The sequence below is a fragment of the Enterobacter sp. 241F3 genome, assembly GCF_034106785.1.
GTDB classification, from domain to species: Bacteria; Pseudomonadota; Gammaproteobacteria; order Enterobacterales; family Enterobacteriaceae; genus Enterobacter; species Enterobacter vonholyi.
The window spans coordinates 376,294-396,521 of sequence record NZ_JAWNDD010000002.1; the positions used below are offsets into that span (position 1 = coordinate 376,294).

20 protein-coding genes are annotated in these 20,228 nt (G+C 55.8%); 10 read left to right on the plus strand and 10 right to left on the minus strand.

The window, feature by feature from the left end:
• Nucleotides 1–5: 5 nt before the first annotated feature.
• Entirely contained in the window at nt 6–959 is a 954-nt protein-coding gene (locus UR504_RS09055; RefSeq protein WP_149367632.1) for an ABC transporter permease, read from the minus strand.
• A 45-nt stretch (nt 960–1,004) separates the two neighbouring features.
• Complete coding sequence (locus UR504_RS09060) at nt 1,005–2,594, minus strand: ABC transporter substrate-binding protein (RefSeq protein WP_320739635.1); 1,590 nt, start codon at nt 2,592–2,594, stop codon at nt 1,005–1,007.
• 245 nt (nt 2,595–2,839) lie between these two features.
• Here UR504_RS09060 and yghU point away from each other — a divergent pair, with 245 nt between their 5' ends.
• Both yghU and UR504_RS09070 read left to right on the plus strand, forming a co-directional pair.
• Nucleotides 2,840–3,706, plus strand: coding sequence for a glutathione-dependent disulfide-bond oxidoreductase (gene yghU, locus UR504_RS09065; RefSeq protein ID WP_115876270.1), 867 nt, complete (start codon nt 2,840–2,842; stop codon nt 3,704–3,706).
• A gap of 160 nt (nt 3,707–3,866) precedes the next feature.
• Nucleotides 3,867–4,199, plus strand: coding sequence for a hypothetical protein (locus UR504_RS09070; RefSeq protein ID WP_029740720.1), 333 nt, complete (start codon nt 3,867–3,869; stop codon nt 4,197–4,199).
• A gap of 105 nt (nt 4,200–4,304) precedes the next feature.
• Here UR504_RS09070 and UR504_RS09075 read toward each other — a convergent pair whose 3' ends face one another.
• Nucleotides 4,305–4,559 (minus strand): hypothetical protein, encoded by a 255-nt coding sequence (locus tag UR504_RS09075; protein WP_133295140.1) that lies wholly within the window; start codon nt 4,557–4,559, stop codon nt 4,305–4,307.
• Nucleotides 4,560–4,687: 128 nt separating this feature from the next.
• Entirely contained in the window at nt 4,688–6,235 is a 1,548-nt protein-coding gene (locus UR504_RS09080; RefSeq protein ID WP_115876272.1) for a methyl-accepting chemotaxis protein, read from the minus strand.
• Nucleotides 6,236–6,466: 231 nt separating this feature from the next.
• Between UR504_RS09080 and UR504_RS09085 the strand changes: the two genes are divergently transcribed.
• Nucleotides 6,467–7,507, plus strand: coding sequence for an aldo/keto reductase (locus UR504_RS09085; RefSeq protein ID WP_302237486.1), 1,041 nt, complete (start codon nt 6,467–6,469; stop codon nt 7,505–7,507).
• A 65-nt stretch (nt 7,508–7,572) separates the two neighbouring features.
• Here the strand turns inward: UR504_RS09085 and UR504_RS09090 are convergent, their stop codons facing one another.
• Nucleotides 7,573–8,061 (minus strand): TIGR00645 family protein, encoded by a 489-nt coding sequence (locus UR504_RS09090; protein ID WP_008499805.1) that lies wholly within the window; start codon nt 8,059–8,061, stop codon nt 7,573–7,575.
• Between the two features lie 81 nt (nt 8,062–8,142).
• Nucleotides 8,143–8,646 carry an ESA_00282 family adhesion-associated protein gene (locus UR504_RS09095; RefSeq protein WP_111963268.1) on the minus strand — a complete coding sequence of 168 codons (504 nt, stop codon included), beginning with the start codon at nt 8,644–8,646 and terminating at the stop codon, nt 8,143–8,145.
• Between the two features lie 103 nt (nt 8,647–8,749).
• On the opposite strand from UR504_RS09095, the gene UR504_RS09100 reads away from it, so the two are divergent.
• Nucleotides 8,750–9,154, plus strand: coding sequence for a hypothetical protein (locus tag UR504_RS09100; protein WP_032659974.1), 405 nt, complete (start codon nt 8,750–8,752; stop codon nt 9,152–9,154).
• 1 nt (nt 9,155) lies between these two features.
• Nucleotides 9,156–9,605, plus strand: a complete 450-nt coding sequence (locus tag UR504_RS09105) for a cytoplasmic protein (RefSeq protein ID WP_143345546.1) — start codon at nt 9,156–9,158, stop codon at nt 9,603–9,605.
• A gap of 42 nt (nt 9,606–9,647) precedes the next feature.
• Here UR504_RS09105 and exbD read toward each other — a convergent pair whose 3' ends face one another.
• Complete coding sequence (gene exbD, locus UR504_RS09110; protein WP_023333404.1) at nt 9,648–10,073, minus strand: TonB system transport protein ExbD; 426 nt, start codon at nt 10,071–10,073, stop codon at nt 9,648–9,650.
• Between the two features lie 4 nt (nt 10,074–10,077).
• On the minus strand, nt 10,078–10,809 hold the full coding sequence (gene exbB, locus UR504_RS09115) for a tol-pal system-associated acyl-CoA thioesterase (protein ID WP_023333405.1): 732 nt from the start codon (nt 10,807–10,809) through the stop codon (nt 10,078–10,080).
• 251 nt (nt 10,810–11,060) lie between these two features.
• On the opposite strand from exbB, the gene metC reads away from it, so the two are divergent.
• Together metC and yghB are read left to right on the plus strand one after the other, a co-directional pair.
• Nucleotides 11,061–12,248, plus strand: coding sequence for a cystathionine beta-lyase (gene metC / locus UR504_RS09120; protein ID WP_274240841.1), 1,188 nt, complete (start codon nt 11,061–11,063; stop codon nt 12,246–12,248).
• A gap of 143 nt (nt 12,249–12,391) precedes the next feature.
• Nucleotides 12,392–13,051 (plus strand): DedA family general envelope maintenance protein YghB, encoded by a 660-nt coding sequence (gene yghB / locus UR504_RS09125; RefSeq protein WP_023309176.1) that lies wholly within the window; start codon nt 12,392–12,394, stop codon nt 13,049–13,051.
• Between the two features lie 45 nt (nt 13,052–13,096).
• Here yghB and UR504_RS09130 read toward each other — a convergent pair whose 3' ends face one another.
• A complete protein-coding gene (locus tag UR504_RS09130; protein WP_115876279.1) occupies nt 13,097–13,996 on the minus strand; it encodes an AraC family transcriptional regulator in 900 nt (299 codons plus the stop codon).
• A 194-nt stretch (nt 13,997–14,190) separates the two neighbouring features.
• Here UR504_RS09130 and yqhD point away from each other — a divergent pair, with 194 nt between their 5' ends.
• Both yqhD and dkgA read left to right on the plus strand, forming a co-directional pair.
• Entirely contained in the window at nt 14,191–15,354 is a 1,164-nt protein-coding gene (gene yqhD, locus UR504_RS09135) for an alcohol dehydrogenase (protein ID WP_115876280.1), read from the plus strand.
• 105 nt (nt 15,355–15,459) lie between these two features.
• Complete coding sequence (gene dkgA, locus UR504_RS09140; RefSeq protein ID WP_115876281.1) at nt 15,460–16,287, plus strand: 2,5-didehydrogluconate reductase DkgA; 828 nt, start codon at nt 15,460–15,462, stop codon at nt 16,285–16,287.
• 83 nt (nt 16,288–16,370) lie between these two features.
• Here dkgA and UR504_RS09145 read toward each other — a convergent pair whose 3' ends face one another.
• Nucleotides 16,371–18,542, minus strand: a complete 2,172-nt coding sequence (locus UR504_RS09145) for a YgiQ family radical SAM protein (protein ID WP_302237503.1) — start codon at nt 18,540–18,542, stop codon at nt 16,371–16,373.
• Between the two features lie 199 nt (nt 18,543–18,741).
• On the opposite strand from UR504_RS09145, the gene UR504_RS09150 reads away from it, so the two are divergent.
• Nucleotides 18,742–20,217 carry a TrkH family potassium uptake protein gene (locus UR504_RS09150; protein WP_111963275.1) on the plus strand — a complete coding sequence of 492 codons (1,476 nt, stop codon included), beginning with the start codon at nt 18,742–18,744 and terminating at the stop codon, nt 20,215–20,217.
• Nucleotides 20,218–20,228 lie beyond the last annotated feature (11 nt).

A 20,228-nucleotide genomic window follows, 5' to 3' on the forward strand; every position in this document is an offset into this window, starting at 1 on the left:
CCGGGTTACCTCAGCGTACGAATGCGTGGATCGGCGAAGCGATAAAGCAGATCGGCGATCAGGTTACCGACGATCAGCATCATCGACGAGAGCATGATGATCGCCATGATCAGCGGGTAGTCCAGCGAGGCGATCGACTGGATCCCGAGCAGCCCCATCCCCGGCCAGGAGAAGACGCTTTCCGTCACGTAGGCCCCCACAATCAGCTCACCGAACGACAGCCCAAACAGGGTGATCACTGGCAGCAGCACGTTTTTCAGCACGTGCCTAAACAGAATGCTGGAACGCGTGGCGCCGTAGGCAAGCTGGGTTTGCACGTAGTCGGCCGAGAGCTGCGAGATGGTGTTGGAGCGGATGTAGCGCACGTAGCTGGAGAGGTTGTAGAACGTGAGGGCAATACAAGGCAGTACGCCGTGACGCAGCACGTCCAGCGCGTTATCTTCCATGCCGATGGTGCGCATTCCCATGCTGGGGAACCAACTAAGCTGCACGGCAAAGACCGTAATGAGCAAGATGCCGAACCAGAAAATCGGCACCGAAATGCCGATATAGGCGAACAGGTTAAGCAGGTGATCCAGCCAGCGATGCTTGAATGCCCCCGCCAGCAGGCCCAGCGGGATCGCCAGCACGATCGCCAGCAGCAGCGACGCGCCCATCAGCCCCAGCGTGGCCGGAATGCGTTCGCCGATCATCTCCAGCACCGGGCGGTGGTAAATCAGCGAATAGCCGAGATCGCCCTGCAGGACATTTTTTAGCCACAGGACGTACTGCGTCACCAGCGGCTTATCCAGCCCCAGGCTCTGGCGAATACGTTCGATATCTTCCGGAGCCATACGCGGCGTAATGTACGCCGCCACCGGATCGCCGGGCGCCAGTTTGACCAGCAAAAACGCCACCAGCGAAATAAAGAACAGCATCGGCAGCAGCTGCAGCAGCCGACGCGTGAGAAGTGTGTTCACGACGTGCCCTTTCAAAAGCCCCGACCTGACGGCCGGGGCAATCGCTTATTTCTGATAGATTTTTGACAGATCCTGGAACAGATAGACCGGTTTCGGCTCCGCTTCCTCGGTACCGCCAAAACGCTTGTCCACCGCGACGGTCGCATTGGTATAGGCGATTGGGTAGTACGTCATGTCGTTCGCCACGGTCTGCTGAATTTGCTTGTAGATATCGGCACGTTTTGCGGCGTCGGTTTCCACGGCGCCTTTATCCCACAGGGCATCAAACTGCGGATTTTTGTAATGCGCGTAGTTATAGGCCTCGTTGCTCATGAACAGCGATTTATAGCCGTCCGGCTCTGAGCCCATGATGTAGCCGCCCAGATTCAGCTCCCACGCGGTGTTGTTCATATCGAGGCTGCGCTGGGACATCGCGTTGGAGTCCAGCGGCATCAGCTCCACGTTCACCCCAATCCCCTTCAGCGCCTGCTGAATGTAGAGCGCCATGCTCTCCTGGGTTTTGTTGGTATTCACATACGCCAGGCGCAGCTTGAGGTTGTCCGGCGCGCCGGACGCTTTAAGCAGCTCTTTAGCTTTTTGCAGGTCGAATTTGTACTGCTCGACGTCATCCGTCTTGTAAAGCGTATCGGGCGTGAGGAAGGACGTCGCCGGTTTGGCGTAGTCCAGCGAGGTAAAGGCGGTCTGGGTCAGCTCGTCTTTGTTGATGGCGTAAGCAATGGCCTGACGCAATTCTTTGCTCTTCATTACCGGCACGTTCTGGTTGAACGTCATATAGGCCAGACGGCCTTCCGGATAGACCACGAAGTCAAACTTACCGGTATTTTTCAGGCGGTTCACGTCCTGCGGGTCAACCATCTTGAGGTTGATTTCACCGTTTTGCAGCGCCAGGTTGGCGGCGTTACTGTCTTTGGCGAAACGGTAGGTGACTGAATCAAGCTTCGCTTTGCCGTTCCAGTAATCGTCAAAACGGGTCAGGGCGTAATACTGCCCGGCGCGGTACTCTTTAAATTTGAACGGCCCGGAGCCGACCGGCGCATCGTTTTTGCTGCTCTTTTCCAGGTCGCCTTCACCGGCGAACACGTGCTGCGGGATCGGGTAAATCTGTACCAGGGTGCCGGTAAAGGCCGCGCTAACCTGCGGTAAGGTGAACTTAACGGTGCGGTCGTCAACCTTGCTTACCTCAACAGGCTTGCCGCCCCAGGTAAACATGCTGCGGAAGAAGCTGTGCTGTTTGGCATCCAGCAGCTTATTGAAGGTGAAGACCACGTCGTCCGCCGTCAGCGGCTGGCCGTCCTGCCATTTCAGGTTGGGTTTTAACGTCAGGGTGTAGCTCAGGTTGTCGGCGGAGGGCGTGAGGCTTTCCGCCAGGCCCCACTCAATCTTGCCGTTATTAAAGCTGTAAAGCGGGGCATACAACGCCTGCATGATGGTTAACGTTGTGCGGTCGCTGGCATAGAGTGGATTAACGGCTAACGGGTCGCCGGAGGTAATACCGATAATCAGCGAACCGCCCGCTTTTGGCGCGTCGCTTTTTGACGCCGCGGCCGTATTTGTCTCTTTATTTTTCGCATCATCACAGCCCGCCAGGCATAACGCGAGCGAAACGACCACTGCCGATAACAGAAGCTTGCGCATCTCACTAACTCCTTGCCTAATAAAGTGTTTATAACTGCATCTTTTATTTATGTTGAAGCATCATATTCAGCTTTATCGTTTTACGCATTAATTATGAAAATGCGATTTTCGATTAAGCTTATGCCGGATTTGATATATATAAGCAGCAGAAGGAATAGCGGTTAATTGCTTGCGCTCACAACGTTAAACGGTTCACAAATCTCCTGCTACACTGCCTCAACACATCACTCAAAAGGCAGGCCAACATGTCAGACAACACGTATCAGCCACCCAAAGTGTGGGAATGGAAAAAGAACAACGGCGGCGCGTTCGCCAACATTAACCGTCCGATTTCCGGCGCAACGCATGAGAAAGATCTGCCCGTGGGCTCCCACCCGCTGCAGCTTTACTCTCTCGGGACACCGAACGGCCAGAAAGTGACGATCATGCTCGAAGAGCTGCTGGCGCTGGGCGTGACGGGCGCGGAGTACGACGCGTGGTTGATCCGCATCGGCGAGGGCGATCAGTTCTCCAGCGGCTTCGTTGAGGTGAACCCGAACTCGAAAATACCGGCGCTGCGTGACCACTCCACGAACCCGCCAACCCGCGTATTTGAATCCGGCAATATCCTGCTCTACCTGGCAGAGAAATTCGGCCACTTCCTGCCGAAAGATCCGGCGGGGCGCACCGAAACGCTGAACTGGCTGTTCTGGCTGCAGGGCGCGGCGCCGTTCCTCGGCGGCGGTTTTGGCCACTTCTACAACTACGCGCCGGTAAAAATTGAGTACGCAATTGACCGCTTTACCATGGAAGCCAAACGCCTGTTCGACGTGCTGGATAAACAGCTGGCGCGTGGTCGCTACGTGGCGGGTGAGGAGTACACCATCGCGGATATGGCAATCTGGCCATGGTTCGGCTGCGTGGCGCTGGGCAGCGTGTACAACGCCGCCGAGTTCCTGGATGCAGAGAAGTACACCAACGTCCAGCGCTGGGCGAAAGACGTGGCGAATCGGCATGCCGTTAAGCGCGGACGTATCGTTAACCGCACCAGCGGCGAGCTGAACGAGCAGCTCCACGAGCGCCATGCGGCGAGCGACTTCGAGACCAATACGGAAGATAAGCGTCAGGCGTAATGTTCCGCCGGGCGGATCCCCGCCCGGCAGCTGAGATCCTTGCCCAGGGCATGATTAGCTTAAAGGTTGAACCGGTATTGCTGGCACTATCTGGACGTTTTTCTCGCGTCAGAGAGTGAGAAATGACGTATCAACCGACAGCAGTCACAAAGGATCTGTTATGAAACTTATTAAAACAACGCTGGTTATCAGCGCCCTCATTTTCTCCACCTCGGGAATGGCCATCGATAAAACTGCAGCTGGCGCGGTAGCAGGCGCGGCGATTGGCGCGGCCACTGGCAAAGATCTGAAATCGACCGTTGGCGGCGCCGTTGTTGGCGCAGGCACGGGTGCTATGTTCAAAAACGGCGGCAAAGGTAAAGCCGCGCGTAAAGGCGGTGCGGTAGGTGCTGCCGTGGGCGCAGGTGCCGCGGCGGTGACCGGCAAGAGCGTGCTGAAAGGTGCAGCCGTTGGTGCGGGCACGGGTGCGCTGATTGGTGAGGCGACGCACTGATACATACAGCCGGGCAGCGCTGCGTTTGCCCGGTATTAATCACATCCCCGATGACGCTTTCCGCTTATTGTCCGTGTCTCATTCCTAATATTTTTCATTACCACATTAATACTTAATATCCCGCGCTTTTTGCCGTCCGGCCTGTTTCATCTGACGTTTATCCTGGCGGCAGTCGTGATTACTCTGGTTATTGTTCGCCACGCAGGTCTGCTTCACCTGCCGTGACGCGTCGCGGGTTTCCTGCCTGACATCACGCGCCACGCGCCGCTCCTGCGCCTGCTGGGTCGCACTGGCAGAAACCGAGAACAGCATCAGAAGAATGAAAGAAAGGACAGGAATGACAGATAACGATCTGTTCATAGCAACACCTCACAGAAGAGAGCCCAGAACGTCAGGGGGGTTAGCAAAAGAATAGCAGTTTCAACGCGAGCTGAATGGGGAAGGCGTTAATAATACAAGGCCGCATCCGGCGGCCTTGAAACGTTGCGTTATGCCGTCAGGCGGAACTTTTGCACCGAGCGCTGAAGCTCTTCGGTCTGACGCTCCAGCGCCGCCGCCGCCGCGGAAACTTCTTCAACCAGCGAGGCGTTTTGCTGGGTAACGCCGTCCATCTGGGTAATGGCAATCCCGACCTGCGAAATGCCCTTGCTTTGCTCCTCAGAGGCGGAAGCGATTTGCTTCATAATGGTCGTCACTTCCGTCACGTCCCGCAGAATCGCATCCATGGTGGTGCCGGTGTCGCCCACCAGCTTCGCCCCCTGCTCTACGCGGGACACGGAGTCGGTAATCAGCCCTTCAATCTCTTTTGCCGCGTTGGCGCTGCGGCTTGCCAGGTTGCGAACTTCTCCTGCCACTACCGCGAAACCACGCCCCTGTTCACCCGCGCGCGCCGCTTCAACCGCCGCATTGAGCGCCAGAATATTGGTCTGGAAGGCAATACTGTTGATAACGTTAGTGATTTCAGCGATTTTCTTCGAGCTTTCCGAAATACCGCTCATGGTGGTCACCACTTCTTCCACCAGCGAACCGCCGCGGCTGGCGGTAGTTGAGGCCACATCGGCCAGCTGGCTGGCCTGACGCGCGCTTTCCGCATTTAGTTTCACCGTGGCGGTCAGCTGTTCCATGCTGGCTGCCGTCTCTTCCAGCGCAGCCGCCTGCTCTTCGGTACGGGAAGAGAGATCGTTGTTACCGCTGGAGATTTCCGTCGCGCCGCGCCAGATATTTTCACTGCCGGAGCGGATCGTGCTGACCGCTTCGCGCAGGCTGTCCTGCATGGCGCTCAGCAGCGGCACCAGCTGGCCCACGCAGTTGCGGCCGAACGGCTCAATGGGCTGGCTGAGGTCGCCCTGGGCAATCTGGCGGAACTGCTGGCGAATGCGATCCAGCGGTTTGACCAGCATCGCCACCAGGTAACGGTCGGTGAAGAGCAGGATCAGCAGGCCGATAATCGTGGCAACGATAATCACCGTGCGGGTCATGCTTGTCAGGCCGTCCACCACCACGCGGGTGCTGTCGAGCGACTTCGCGGCGGCATTATTGAACTCCTCAGCGGCCGCACCAAACGCGCGGCTCAGCGGCGGTGTGACGTTGTTGGCCTGCTGGCGATATCCCTCCAGAGCCCCCTGCTTCGCCTGCTGCATTTGCGGCGTTACGCCCTGTTCAAGCAGCGCCTGCCAGGAGCCGATCACCCTGGAAGAGATCTGCTCATCCATCGGGCCTGGGGAGATCGCCTTCATCTCGGCCAGTTTCTTGCCCATGTTATCCAGCGCCTGTTGGGCAGAGGACAGATCCGGCGTGCCGCCTGCGGCTTTGACTTCCATTGCGCGGCTCAGACGGGTCACAAAGCGGAAATATTGATCGTTACCCTGGCTGAGTACCGTCATCTGTTTAACCAGCTGGCGATCGACTTCGTTGCCATCTGAAACGCGAGAAAGGGACCAGGTGCTGTACAAGCCAACACCCGCCCACATTAAACAAAAGATCCCGAGAATCGTCAGCATGACGAAGCGGATCGTGAAATTACGGAGCATATTCATAAGTCTTCCTTGCCGTGAGGGTGAGTTCGCCCAGAGGCGAGTACTACTCTCGTTATCGGCAGGAAAGAGGGAAATTATAACGTTTTGTGATCATTTTTAATTAGCGTGGCTTCACTGGTCACACAGCAGTTGTTAACCATCAGGCCCGAGCTTAGTGATGTAATTTGTGATGTGATAAGTTCAGGATGAAAACGTTGTTTCGAAAATTTCATCAATAAGAAAGGAGACATCATGTCCTGGCACCCTTACCCCGGCCGCTATGAGAATATGCAATACCGTTATTGCGGCAAAAGTGGCCTGCGCCTGCCCGCGCTGTCGCTGGGACTGTGGCATAGCTTCGGCCACGTCCAGCCTCTTGATGCCCAACGCGCGCTGCTGCGAAAAGCCTTCAACCTCGGCATCACTCATTTCGATCTTGCCAATAACTACGGACCACCGCCGGGTAGCGCGGAAGAGAATTTCGGCCGCCTGCTGCGGGAAGATTTTGCCGCATACCGCGACGAACTGGTTATCTCCACCAAGGCGGGTTATGACATGTGGCCTGGGCCTTACGGTTCCGGCGGTTCACGCAAATATCTGCTCGCCAGCCTCGACCAGAGCCTGAAGCGTCTGGGCATCGAGTACGTCGATATTTTCTACTCCCACCGCGTGGATGAAAACACCCCGATGGAAGAGACGGCATCCGCGCTGGCCCATGCCGTGCAGAGCGGAAAAGCGCTGTATGTGGGGATTTCCTCCTACTCGACAGATCGCACACAAAAAATGGCCGAGCTGCTGCGCGAGTGGAAGATCCCCCTGCTGATCCATCAGCCGTCCTATAACCTGCTTAACCGCTGGGTCGATAAGACCGGCTTGCTGGATGCGCTGGAAGCAAACGGTACGGGCTGTATTGCCTTCACCCCGCTGGCGCAGGGGCTGCTGACCGGGAAATACCTGAACGGTATCCCTGAAGGATCACGCATGCAGCGCGAAGGGAATAAAGTGCGCGGCCTGACGCAAAAGATGCTCACCGACGCCAACCTGAGCAGCCTTCGCCTGCTGAATGAGATGGCGCAGGCGCGCGGACAAACCATGGCGCAGATGGCGTTGAGCTGGCTGCTGAAAGATGCGCGCGTGACGTCCGTGCTGATTGGCGCAAGCCGCCCGGAACAGCTGGAAGAGAATGTACAGGCGCTGGAAAACCTGCGCTTTACGGAGGACGAACTCAAGCGGATTGACCAGCATGTTGCGGATGGGGAGTTGAATCTGTGGCAGGCGTCGTCTGATAAATAATGCCGCACCGAGCAGTCCCCCTCTCCCCTTTGGGGAGAGGGTTAGGATGAGGGGTAAGGCGTACTTTACTTCTTACTGATCTTATCCAGATACCCCATCACAAACGCAGACAACACAAACGTCAGGTGGATGATGACGTACCACATCAGTTTGTTATCCGGCACGTTCTTCGCGTCCATAAATACGCGTAGCAGGTGGATAGAAGAGATCGCCACAATCGACGCGGCCACTTTATTCTTCAGCGACGAGGCATCCATTTTGCCCAGCCAGCTGAGCTTCTCTTTACGCTCGTCGATATCAAGCTGGGAGACGAAATTCTCGTAGCCGGAGAACATCACCATCACCAGCAGCCCACCCACCAGGGTCATATCCACCAGCGAGAGCAGAACCAGAATCAAATCCGCTTCGGCAATGGAAAAGATATTCGGCAGAACGTGCAGGATTTCCTGAAAGAACTTAATCGTCAGCGCGATAAGCGCCAGCGAAAGGCCAAAATAGACGGGGGCCAGTATCCAGCGAGAGGCGTACATGGCATTTTCAAAAAAGCGTTCCATAGAGTCCTGTTTGCAAAAGAAACCAGCGCCCAGTATATCTCAACGGCGCTGACTGTTTGCAATAACTCAACGGTACGTCACTCAGACGTTGTCTGGATTAACCTCCGGACGTGCGTACTCCGGCCAGACAAGCGCCACCAGTTCAGGATAGGCTTCCAGACTGAACTCGCGAAAACACTGCCGCAAATTCAATACGTCCAGATCGGAATAAGATACCTTTTCTCCGTTAAGACAGCGCTTTTTGATATTGTCATAATATTTATAGACTGCTGAATTCAGATCGCTACAGCGACGCTGCGCCTCAAACAGTCCGGGCGTGTCATTAATTTCCGACATTTTCATGCGCTTAATTGTCGCATGTAAAAAGTCGATATATTCGTGGTTCACCCGCCAGTACCAGACAGGCGTAACGGAGTTCATCAATACAGAGAAATGGTCTTCACCTTCCTCTTTTGTCATCAGTTCAGGTTGTGGGGGCTCACTGGCGTCTTTCGACACTTTCGTTTTATTGAACTCCTGCATCAATAAAAGCACACCAGCGGTCAATAATAGTAATGTGATGACCGTAAAAAAGATGCTGTTCATGGGTAGGCTCCATTTTTTTTGATTTTAAATTTGCCTCATGATATTGTCAACGAATCTCACGCCTTTACCAACCCCACCCTGTTGAAATTAAAGGAAATTAAAAATGCTGCCCGACTATCTCGTCCCGGCTAAGTACCACATTACGCCTGTGGAACAGCAACCGACGGAAGCAGAAAAAGAGGCCAGTTTCACTCAGGGGAAAAGAAAGCTCTCTGATTTCGAGCCCGATATATTAATTGGTGTTTCCCGAACTGGCAAATCGCGAAATATGTTGCTGGAAGAGCACGATCGTCATATAAAAGACCGCTTATTTCGCGCTATAAAAATTGAAGCCTTTGTCCACCTGCTGAATGACCTGCAGGCCGAGGGAGAAATAGATGCCCAGAAACTAAGTCAAATAATAGCCGAGAAAACCGAAGAAATTAATGAAGCGGGCAATGAAATTTGGCTTAATTTAATTACGCGCGAAAAAAACAACCCAATTTTTTATAGCCTGGGGGAAGATTAACGTGAAAGAAGTTAAAAATAACGACGTTTATTTGACTTTAGATGATAAAAAAAGTGATGAATTTATCTTAAAGCAAAATCTCGACGCGCTACGAAACACAAAAAATGACGAGATGACGCGCATTACACAAGACCTGGTATCGATCCCGGCGACGCTGGTGCGGCTTAAATGGCAGAATCGCCGTGAAATTTATCCGCTGCAGGTCAAAGAAGAAATTTACGGTGCCGTGATGAATGCCATCATTGAACAGCGGCCAGAGCTGAAAGAGAAGCTTCTGGGGCGCCTCGAGGCCAATTATCAGTATCTGCTCGCCAGAGAAATCGCCACCCTGCGTCTGACGCGCAAGCTGTCAGACGGGGAGTACCGTACCTCAAACGTCACCTGCGTTGCGCTTGATGAGGACGCGCTGGCAAATCCTTCTGCCGCACCAACGAATAACAAAAGCGCATAAACCGACAGGCATAAAAAAAGCCGGCTTTCGCCAGCTTCTTTATCACTTCGAGGCCGCCTTTTCTTCGCCGACCAGTCCAATCTTCAGGTAACCCGCCTGATGCAGCGTGTCCATTACCTTCATCATGGTTTCATAATCAACGGTTTTATCCGCACGGAAGAAGACCGTAGTGTCTTTCTTTCCGCCCGTAAGCTGCTCCAGCGCCGGGATGACTGAGTCGGCCGTCACCGGGTCGTTCCCGAGGAACATGGATTTATCCGCTTTCACTGACAGGTAAACAGGCTTCTCCGGGCGCGGCTGGGGCTGGCTGGAAGATGCCGGCAGATTCACCTTCACATCCACCGTCGCCAGCGGTGCAGCTACCATGAAGATAATCAGCAGAACCAGCATGACGTCGATAAACGGCGTCACGTTGATTTCATGCATTTCGCCGTTATCGTCCAGATTTTCGTTTAGACGCATCGCCATACTATTAACCTGCGCGCAGTTTAGACGCCGCATGCACCGGCTTAACCGAGCTGGCATTCAGATCGAGATCGCGACTTTGCAGCAGCAGAACCTGCGCGGCAACGTCTCCGAGAGTCGCTTTATAGCTGCCAATCATACGCGCGAAGATATTATAGATGACCACCGCCGGGATAGCGGCAACCAGACCGATTGCAGTCGCCAGCAGCGCTTCTGCGATACCCGGCGCCACGACCGCCAGGTTGGTAGTTTGGGTCTGCGCGATACCGATAAAGCTGTTCATAATGCCCCAGACCGTGCCGAAAAGACCGATGAACGGTGAGATCGCGCCGATGGTAGCCAGATAACCATTGCCGCGCCCCATGTGTCTGCCAACGGCCGCAACGCGACGCTCCAGGCGGAAACCGGTACGCTCTTTGATGCCTTCGTTATCTTCACTGCCAGCGGAGAGTTCCAGCTCGTTCTGCGCTTCATTCACGAGCAGGGTAGTCAGGCTTTTCGCGTGGAAAGATGAGGTCATATCTGAAGCCTGATCCAGAGAGCGGGCTTCAGCCAGCTGCTGCTGTTCCCGCTTCAGGCGACGCTTCTGCGAAAGCAACTCGGCACTTTTGCTGAAGAAGATAGCCCAGGTGACAACGGACGCCAGAATCAGGCCGATCATCACAATCTTAACCACGATGTCAGCATGCTGATACATGCCCCAAACGGAGAGATCCGTCTGCATCAAATTATTACCCACTCTGTATCTCCAGGACGCAAATCACAAAATCTGAGCGTAATAATATCAAAACGTCGTCGAATTGATAGTAGTTCTCATTAGTATTTGCATGGTGCCGTAATTTTCGCTCACTTTCCTTGCGCTTACGCAGTAAAAATTTCTTATGCGGTTTTTTGCTAATATTTTCTGCTTATTCGATAAGCCTCGGGGTGCAGTTTTTTCCAATCGTGGTAGTCTGGACGTCCAGACGTATAAAAACAGGGTTAGCGAACATGACAAAGAAGCATCTTGATACCACGCTGGTACAGGCAGGACGCAGCAAAAAATATACTCAGGGATCGGTCAACAGCGTGATTCAACGAGCCTCCTCGCTGGTGTTTGACACCGTTGAGGAGAAAAAAATCGCCACGCGTAACCGCGCGAAAGGCGGGCTGTTTTATGGCCGTCGCGGCACGCTAACCCATTTTTCTCTGCAGGAAGCGATGTGCGAGCTGGAAGGCGGCGCGGGCTGTGCGCTATTCCCGTGCGGGGCGGCGGCGGTCGCCAACACCATTCTGGCGTTTGTGGAACAGGGCGACCATATCCTGATGACCAACACCGCCTATGAACCCAGCCAGGACTTCTGCACCAAAATCCTCAGCAAGCTCGGGGTAACGACCGGCTGGTTCGACCCGCTGATTGGTGAAGGCATTGCCGAACTTATTCAGCCAAACACGCGCATTGTGTTCCTGGAATCTCCGGGATCGCTCACCATGGAAGTTCACGACGTGCCGGCTATCGTGAAGGCCGTACGCAGCAAAGCGCCAGAGGCGATCGTTATGATCGACAACACCTGGGCTGCAGGCGTGCTGTTCAAAGCGCTGGAATTCGACATTGATATTTCGATTCAGGCGGCAACGAAATACCTGATAGGCCACTCTGACGGTATGATTGGTACTGCGGTCTCCAACGCGCGCTGCTGGGATCAGCTGCGTGAAAATGCCTACCTGATGGGCCAGATGGTGGATGCCGATACGGCCTACATGACCAGCCGCGGTATCCGCACGCTGGGCGTTCGTCTGCGTCAGCACCATGAAAGCAGCCTGAAGGTCGCCGAATGGCTGGCGCAGCATCCGCTGGTTGAGCGAGTGAATCATCCCGCGTTACCGGGTAGTAAAGGCCATGAGTTCTGGCAACGTGACTTTACGGGCAGCAGCGGGTTGTTCTCATTCGTACTGAAAAAGCGGCTGAATAACGACGAGCTGGCGAGCTATCTGGATAATTTTACCCTTTTCAGCATGGCCTACTCCTGGGGCGGTTTTGAATCCCTGATCCTGGCTAACCAGCCGGAACAGATCGCGGCCCTTCGCCCCGGGGGTGAAGTAGACTTCAGCGGTACCCTGATACGACTGCATATCGGTTTAGAAAATGTTGACGATCTGATTGCCGATTTAGCAGCAGGGTTCGAGCGTATCGTGTAGAGTGCTGGCTGAAAATGTACTCTCTGGACGCTTTTGTGGACACCGCAAGCAGAAAAGTCTGCATGAGTTGCGCCCGGGATCAAACCCGACGGGCGAATAAGGGAGTACAATAGCGCTATATCTGCTGTTCCACAGGAAAGTCCATGGCTGTTATTCAAGATATTATCGCGGCGCTCTGGCAACACGACTTTGCCGCGCTGGCGGATCCTCACGTCGTCGGTATCGTTTACCTCGTGATGTTCGCAACTCTGTTTCTGGAAAATGGATTACTGCCAGCCTCGTTTTTACCCGGTGATAGCCTGCTTTTACTTGCCGGGGCGTTAATCGGGAAAGGCGTCATGGACTTCACGCCAACGATGGTTATTCTCACCTCCGCAGCCAGCCTGGGCTGCTGGTTGAGCTATCTTCAGGGCCGCTGGCTCGGGAATACCCGCGTCGTAAAAGGCTGGCTGGCGCAGTTACCGCATAAATATCATCAGCGTGCGACCTGCATGTTCGATCGTCACGGCCTGCTGGCACTGCTGGCGGGGCGTTTCCTGGCGTTTGTTCGCACCCTTCTGCCGACGATGGCGGGCATTTCCGGTCTGTCGAACCGCCGCTTCCAGTTCTTCAACTGGCTGAGCGCCCTGCTGTGGGTGGGTGTAGTCACCACGCTTGGCTATGCGCTGAATATGATCCCTTTTGTGAAACACCACGAAGATCAGGTGATGACCTTCCTGATGGTGCTGCCGATGTTCCTGCTGGTGGCGGGTCTGGTGGGAACCATCGCGGTGGTGATTAAGAAGAAGTACTGCAGCGCGTGATCCCCTTACCCTGACCCTCTCCCCATAGGGGAGAGGGGAAAAAGCCTAAGCTCCCTGCATGGTTCGGATGCGTGACGCATCTTCTCCCGGCGTAACGCCGAAATAGCGCTTAAACTCCCGACTGAACTGCGACGCGCTTTCGTAACCCACCCGCATCGCCGCCGCGCTGGCCTTCATGCCGTCGTGGATCATCAACATCCGCGCCTTATGCAGCCGGTAGGTTTTGAGGTACTGCAGCGGAGAGGTGCTGGTCACCGACTTAAAGTTATGGTGAAACGCCGAAACGCTCATATTGGCTTCCGCCGCCAGCTGGTCGACGCTGAGGTTTTCCGTGTACTGGCTTTCGATACGCTTGAGCACGCGGCTTATCAGGCTGAAGTGGGTCTGTCGGCTCACCAGAGCGAGTAACGCGCCGCCGCCCGGGCCCAGCAGCACGTGGTAGAGAATCTCGCGGACGATCTGCTTGCCCAGAATACGCGCGTCCAGCGGCCTCTCCATCACGTCCAGCAGACGCTCAATGGCGCAGAGGATCTCCTCCGACAGCGTCGCCGAGTTAATCCCGCTCGAGGCCATCGAAGGCTGGAAGAGTTCATCTTCGCCAATCTCCATCAGCAGCTCCTGCAGCTGGAGGATGTCGACATTGACGCGGATCCCCGCCAGCGGAACCGCCTCTGTCGCGAAGGTTTCACATTCAAAGGGTAAAGGTACCGTCAGGAGAAGATATTCATTGGTGTCGTAGCGGAACACGCGCTCATTGATATAGCCAATTTTATGGCCTGAGAAGAGAAAAACGATGCCCGGCTGATACATGACCGGCGTGCGCGTCCCCGGCTGCGTGCCATAGAGCAGGCGAATATCCGGCAGCAGATCGCTGGCACGATTTTCATTATCTATCAATCTCTTAATCTGCACAGTGAGCTGCTGGCAGATAGCCTCACGGTTCATCTTGCGTTACTCCGGGTACGGTTTTTGACGCTAACAGTGTGCGTCGTTTTCCGCGCTTTCTCCAGCGCTCTGTAGAAATGGGCAAGACATCGGCAGGAATGTGCATTGAGGGGATAGCCCCGGACGGCCACAATGTGCAGCATCAGGTCGCCCTCTGCGCACCACGGTTTTTCACCCACTAAAGGGAACGAGCAATGAACAACTTTAATCTTCACACCCCAACCCGCATTCTGTTTGGTAAAGACGCTATCGCTGACCTGCGCGCGCAGATCCCTGCTGACGCCCGCGTACTGATCACCTACGGTGGCGGCAGCGTGAAAAAAACCGGCGTACTGGATCAGGTTTATAGCGCGCTGGACGGTCTGGACGTGCGAGAGTTCGGCGGTATCGAACCAAACCCGTCCTACGAAACGCTGATGAACGCGGTGAAAATTGCCCGCGAAGAAAACGTCACCTTCCTGCTGGCCGTCGGCGGCGGCTCCGTACTGGACGGCACCAAATTCATCGCTGCGGCAGCGCACTACGCTGACGGCATCGATCCGTGGCACATTCTGGAAACCCGCGGCAGCGACATTAAAAGCGCCATCCCGATGGGCTCCGTGCTGACCCTGCCAGCCACCGGTTCTGAATCCAACAAGGGCGCGGTGATCTCCCGTAAAACCACCGGTGACAAGCAGGCCTTCATGAACGAACACGTCCAGCCTGTGTTCGCTATCCTGGACCCGGTTTACACCTACACCCTGCCTGCGCGTCAGGTGGCGAACGGCGTGGTCGATGCCTTTGTTCATACCGTTGAGCAGTACGTCACGTACCCGGTGAATGCCAAAATTCAGGATCGCTTCGCGGAAGGCATTCTGCTGACGCTGATTGAAGAAGGTCCGAAAGCGCTGAAAGAGCCTGAAAACTACGACGTTCGTGCCAACGTGATGTGGGCCGCCACACAGGCGCTGAATGGCCTGATCGGCGCTGGCGTGCCGCAGGACTGGGCGACCCACATGCTGGGCCACGAGCTGACGGCGATGCACGGTCTGGATCATGCTCAGACGCTGGCCGTTGTGCTGCCTGCCCTGTGGAACGAAAAACGCGACACCAAACGCGCCAAACTGCTGCAATATGCTGAGCGCGTGTGGAACATCACCGAGGGTTCTGACGACGCACGCATTGATGCCGCCATCGAAGCGACCCGCAGCTTCTTTGAAGGTCTGGGCGTGCCAACGCGTCTGTCCGGCTACGGGCTGGACGGCAGCTCCATCCCTGCCCTGCTGGCGAAACTCGAAGAGCACGGCATGACCCATCTGGGCGAGCACGGCGACATCACGCTGGACGTCAGCCGTCGTATTTACGAGGCGGCACGCTAAGCGTTTTTGTCCCCCCGACTTTCGTTTTTTGACATTTCGTCCAGACTTAATGCACACCCCATCGCCGGAGTCTCCCTCCGGCGATGCGCACCTGAAGGAGGAAAAATGGCAAACCAAACCGTAATCAAGCTGCAGGACGGCAACGTGATGCCCCAGCTGGGGCTAGGTGTATGGAAAGCCGGTAACGACGAGGTCGTCTCCGCCATTCATAAAGCCCTTGAAGTCGGCTATCGGTCGATTGACACCGCCGCCGCGTACAAAAACGAGGACGGCGTGGGGACCGCACTGGCCAGCGCCGGTGTCCCCCGCGGTGAGTTATTCATCACCACGAAACTGTGGAATGACGATCAAAAACGTCCCCGCGAGGCCCTGCAGGAGAGCCTGGATAAGCTCCAGCTCGACTTCGTCGACCTTTATCTGATGCACTGGCCGGTCCCGGCTATCGACCATTACGTTGATGCCTGGAAAGGAATGATTGAACTGCAGAAAGAGGGGCTGGTAAAAAGTATCGGCGTCTGCAACTTCCAGGTTCATCACCTGCAGCGGCTGATTGACGAGACGGGCGTCGCGCCTGTCATTAACCAGATCGAACTGCACCCGCTGCTGCAGCAGCGTCAGCTTCACGCCTGGAACGCCACGCATAAAATCCAGACCGAGTCCTGGAGCCCGCTGGCACAGGGTGGCGAAGGCGTGTTCGATCAGAAAATTATTCGCGACCTGGCGGATAAATACGGCAAAACCCCGGCGCAGATCGTCATTCGCTGGCATCTGGACAACGGCCTGGTGGTGATCCCGAAATCGGTCACGCCATCGCGCATCGCCGAGAACTTCGACGTCTGGGATTTCCGTCTGGACAAAGATGAGCTGGGGGAAATTGCGAAGCTGGATAAGGGCAAGCGGCTTGGGCCGGACCCGGATCAGTTTGGCGGGTAATTGCGTAAAAAAGCCGGGTGGCGGCTTCGCCTTACCCGGCCTGCGTTTCTACATAAAAACCCCGGCTTGCCGGGTTTTTTTATTTACGCTTTGCGCTTCACGGGCTTCTTAACACTCGAATTACCATTCGAACGCTGATGCACAATCGGTGTGTGCTTGGTCAGCGCCGGGCGCGTATTGCGGTTCTGGCGACGCGCTTCGCGCATCTCATCCAGCGTCGGGGCCGGTACCAGGCAGTCGCGGCGGGAGCCGATCAGGTGTTTTTTACCCATCTCTTCCAGCGCCTGGCGGATCAGCGGCCAGTTTTTCGGATCGTGGTAACGCAGCAGCGCCTTGTGCAGACGACGCTGTTTATCCCCTTTAGGCACCACCACCTCTTCACTCTTGTAGCCAATCTTACTCAGCGGGTTCTTGCCGGTGTAATACATGGTCGTCGAGTTGGCGAGCGGTGACGGATAGAAGTTCTGCACCTGATCCAGGCGGAAGCGGCGCTGCTTCAGCCACAGCGCCAGGTTGACCATGTCCTCATCACGCGTGCCCGGGTGCGCAGAGATGAAGTACGGGATCAGATACTGCTCTTTGCCCGCCTGCTTCGAGTAGGTGTCGAACAGCTCTTTAAAGCGATCGTAGCTACCCATGCCCGGCTTCATCATCTTCGACAGCGGGCCTTCTTCGGTGTGCTCCGGCGCAATCTTCAGATAGCCACCGACGTGGTGCGTCGCCAGCTCTTTGATGTAGCGCGGATCTTCCACGGCGATGTCGTAACGTACCCCGGAGGCTATCAGGATCTTCTTGATGCCTTTCAGGTCACGCGCGCGGCGGTAGAGGTTGATCGTCGGCTCATGGTTAGTGTCCATGTGCTCGCAAATGCTTGGATAGACGCAGGAGAGGCGACGACAGGTTTGCTCTGCGCGCGGCGACTTGCAGCGCAGCATGTACATGTTCGCGGTTGGACCGCCGAGGTCGGAAATCACGCCGGTAAATCCAGGTACCGAGTCGCGAATCGCTTCGATCTCATTGATGATCGAATCTTCAGAGCGGCTCTGAATAATGCGCCCTTCGTGCTCGGTAATCGAGCAGAAGGAACAGCCGCCGAAGCAGCCGCGCATGATGTTGATCGAGAAGCGGATCATCTCATACGCCGGGATACGGGCGTTGCCGTACGCCGGGTGCGGCACGCGCTTGTACGGCAGCGCAAAAACGCTGTCCATCTCTTCGGTGGAAAGCGGGATCGCCGGCGGGTTGATCCAGATAAAGCGCTCGCCGTGCTTCTGCATCAACGCGCGGGCGCAGCCAGGGTTGGTTTCATGGTGCAGAATACGGGACGCGTGCGCGTAGAGCACCTTGTCGGCTTTCACCTTCTCATAGGAGGGCAGCAGCACGTAGGTCTTTTCCCACGGCTTCGGGCGCGGAGGCTGCACGACGATAGCCTTCGCTTCCGCTTTCTTTGGCTCTACCGGTTTGTTATCCGCACACGGCAGATCTTCGCCGTACGGATGTGGGATCGGGTCGATTTTACCCGGCATATCAATGATGCGGGAATCCACTCCGCGCCAGCCCGGCAGCGCCTCTTTCACCATGATGGCGGTATTGCGCACGTCGCGGATGCTGCTCACCGGCTCGCCCTGCGACAGACGGTGCGCCACTTCCACCAGCGGACGCTCGCCGTTTCCGTAAATCAGCATGTCGGCTTTGGAATCCACCAGCACCGAGCGGCGCACGGTATTAGACCAGTAATCGTAGTGCGCGGTACGGCGCAGGCTCGCCTCGATGCCGCCCAGGATCACCGGCACGTCTTTCCAGGCTTCTTTGCAGCGCTGGGTATAGACGAGGGTTGCGCGGTCAGGGCGTTTACCCGCCACGTTATCCGGCGTGTAGGCGTCGTCATGACGCAGCTTACGGTCGGCGGTATAGCGGTTGATCATCGAGTCCATGTTGCCTGCAGTCACGCCGAAGAACAGGTTCGGTTTACCCAGACGCATAAAGTCGTCTTTGCTGTTCCAGTCAGGCTGGGAGATGATCCCCACGCGGAAGCCCTGCGCCTCAAGCATACGGCCACAGATGGCCATGCCGAAGCTCGGATGGTCAACATAGGCATCGCCCGTGACCAGAATGATGTCGCAGCTGTCCCAGCCCAGTTGGTCCATCTCTTCCCGGGACATCGGCAGGAATGGCGCCGGTCCAAAGCAGGCCGCCCAGTACTGGGGCCAGGAGAAGAGGTCACGATCCGGCTGGATCAGGGAAATTGCGCTCATAATGCTTCCGAAGAAAAAATAAACAAAAGGAGCGGGATTATACGCTGTTCATCCGCCGGATTTGAAGAAAAGGATGCAGGAAGCAGGCAGATATTCACGGAACTCGTTAAAATACAGCGCTCTGATAATTTTGGATCATAATATTCACTATATTTTCCGGTGATTTGTCCCGGAATGCGTGTTTGTGCGGAGCTCAGTTGTGAAGCCCAACGATTCGTTACATGTCTCCCAACTGCGGGTTGTCCTTCACCTCTGCGGTTTTCTGGTTCTGCTGTACAGCCTTTCTATGCTGCCGCCGATGGTTATCGCCCTGCTGAATAAAGAGCGGACCTACTTTGCCTTTCTGACCACCTTTTTAACCTTTTTTACTCTCGGAGGGCTAACCTGGCGGGCAACCCGTCACGCGGGCATACAGCTGCGCACCCGCGACGGTTTCGTGATCATCGTGCTGTTCTGGCTGCTGTTTTCATTGATTAGCGCCATGCCGCTCTGGATGGATGACGGGCTACAGCTCTCTTTTGCCGACTCGCTCTTTGAAGGGGTTTCCGGGATCACCACCACCGGGGCAACGGTGATCGGGGACGTCAGCGCCCTGCCTAAATCGTACCTTTACTACCGCGCTCAGCTGAATTTCATTGGCGGGTTAGGCGTCATCGTGCTGGCCGTCGCGGTCCTGCCGCTGCTGGGCATCGGTGGCATGAAGCTCTATCAGTCAGAGATGCCGGGACCGTTCAAGGAGGAGCGCCTGACGCCCCGCCTTGCCGATACCGCGCGCACGCTGTGGGTGACCTACTTCGCGCTGGGTGTGGCCTGCACCCTGGCCTACTGGCTGGCGGGAATGTCCTTTTTTGACGCCCTCTGTCACGGGCTGTCGACCGTGTCACTGGGCGGGTTCTCCACCCGCAGCGAGAGCATTGGGTTTTATGACAGCCACGCGATTGAGCTGGTCGCCGGGGCGTTTTCACTGCTCTCCGCGTTTAACTTCACCCTCTGGTACGTCGCCATTGTCAGACGCACCCTGAAACCGATTCGCCGCAGCCCGGAGGTTAAATTCTTTCTGAGCGCCGCCGCGGTGATTATCGTCATCACCGCCTGGCAGGTCTGGCATGCCGGGATGTACAACGCCACTGATAGCCTGGTGCATGCCTTCTTCCTTGCCAGTTCGATGATGACCGATAACGGCCTTTCGACAGCCGACTATGCCCAGTGGCCAGCACATACCATCTTCCTGCTGTTGAGCGCCAGCTTTTTTGGCGGCTGCGTAGGCTCGACCTGCGGCGGGATCAAAGCGCTGCGTTTTCTCATTATGTTCAAGCAGAGTATTCAGGAGATGAACCAGCTGGCGCATCCGAGAGCGCTGCTGAGCATTAAGGTGGGCAAAAGCGTGGTGAATGAACGCGTCCTGCGCTCGGTCTGGAGCTTCTTTTTTCTCTACGTGATGATTACGGGCTTTTTTGTCTGGTCGCTCAATCTGATGGGCTACGACCTGTTTACGTCATTCGCAACGGTTGCCGCCTGCATCAACAACATGGGGCTGGGATTTGGCGAGACGGCGTCGACGTTCGGCACGTTAACAGAAGGGGCAAAACTGCTGATGTGCGCGGCGATGATCTTAGGGCGTCTGGAAATTTATCCGGTGCTGATACTGTTCTCGCGCTTTTTCTGGCGGGCATAAAACATTCCCGG

Coding starts and splice junctions, on each gene's coding strand:
- UR504_RS09060 (WP_320739635.1), bottom strand. CDS start 2,594: ATGCGCAAGCTTCTGTTATCGGCAGTGGTCGTTTCGCTCGCGTTATGC.
- yghU (WP_115876270.1), top strand. CDS start 2,840: ATGTCAGACAACACGTATCAGCCACCCAAAGTGTGGGAATGGAAAAAG.
- UR504_RS09070 (WP_029740720.1), top strand. CDS start 3,867: ATGAAACTTATTAAAACAACGCTGGTTATCAGCGCCCTCATTTTCTCC.
- UR504_RS09075 (WP_133295140.1), bottom strand. CDS start 4,559: ATGAACAGATCGTTATCTGTCATTCCTGTCCTTTCTTTCATTCTTCTG.
- UR504_RS09080 (WP_115876272.1), bottom strand. CDS start 6,235: ATGAATATGCTCCGTAATTTCACGATCCGCTTCGTCATGCTGACGATT.
- UR504_RS09085 (WP_302237486.1), top strand. CDS start 6,467: ATGTCCTGGCACCCTTACCCCGGCCGCTATGAGAATATGCAATACCGT.
- UR504_RS09090 (WP_008499805.1), bottom strand. CDS start 8,061: ATGGAACGCTTTTTTGAAAATGCCATGTACGCCTCTCGCTGGATACTG.
- UR504_RS09095 (WP_111963268.1), bottom strand. CDS start 8,646: ATGAACAGCATCTTTTTTACGGTCATCACATTACTATTATTGACCGCT.
- UR504_RS09100 (WP_032659974.1), top strand. CDS start 8,750: ATGCTGCCCGACTATCTCGTCCCGGCTAAGTACCACATTACGCCTGTG.
- exbD (WP_023333404.1), bottom strand. CDS start 10,073: ATGGCGATGCGTCTAAACGAAAATCTGGACGATAACGGCGAAATGCAT.
- metC (WP_274240841.1), top strand. CDS start 11,061: ATGACAAAGAAGCATCTTGATACCACGCTGGTACAGGCAGGACGCAGC.
- yghB (WP_023309176.1), top strand. CDS start 12,392: ATGGCTGTTATTCAAGATATTATCGCGGCGCTCTGGCAACACGACTTT.
- UR504_RS09130 (WP_115876279.1), bottom strand. CDS start 13,996: ATGAACCGTGAGGCTATCTGCCAGCAGCTCACTGTGCAGATTAAGAGA.
- yqhD (WP_115876280.1), top strand. CDS start 14,191: ATGAACAACTTTAATCTTCACACCCCAACCCGCATTCTGTTTGGTAAA.
- dkgA (WP_115876281.1), top strand. CDS start 15,460: ATGGCAAACCAAACCGTAATCAAGCTGCAGGACGGCAACGTGATGCCC.
- UR504_RS09145 (WP_302237503.1), bottom strand. CDS start 18,542: ATGAGCGCAATTTCCCTGATCCAGCCGGATCGTGACCTCTTCTCCTGG.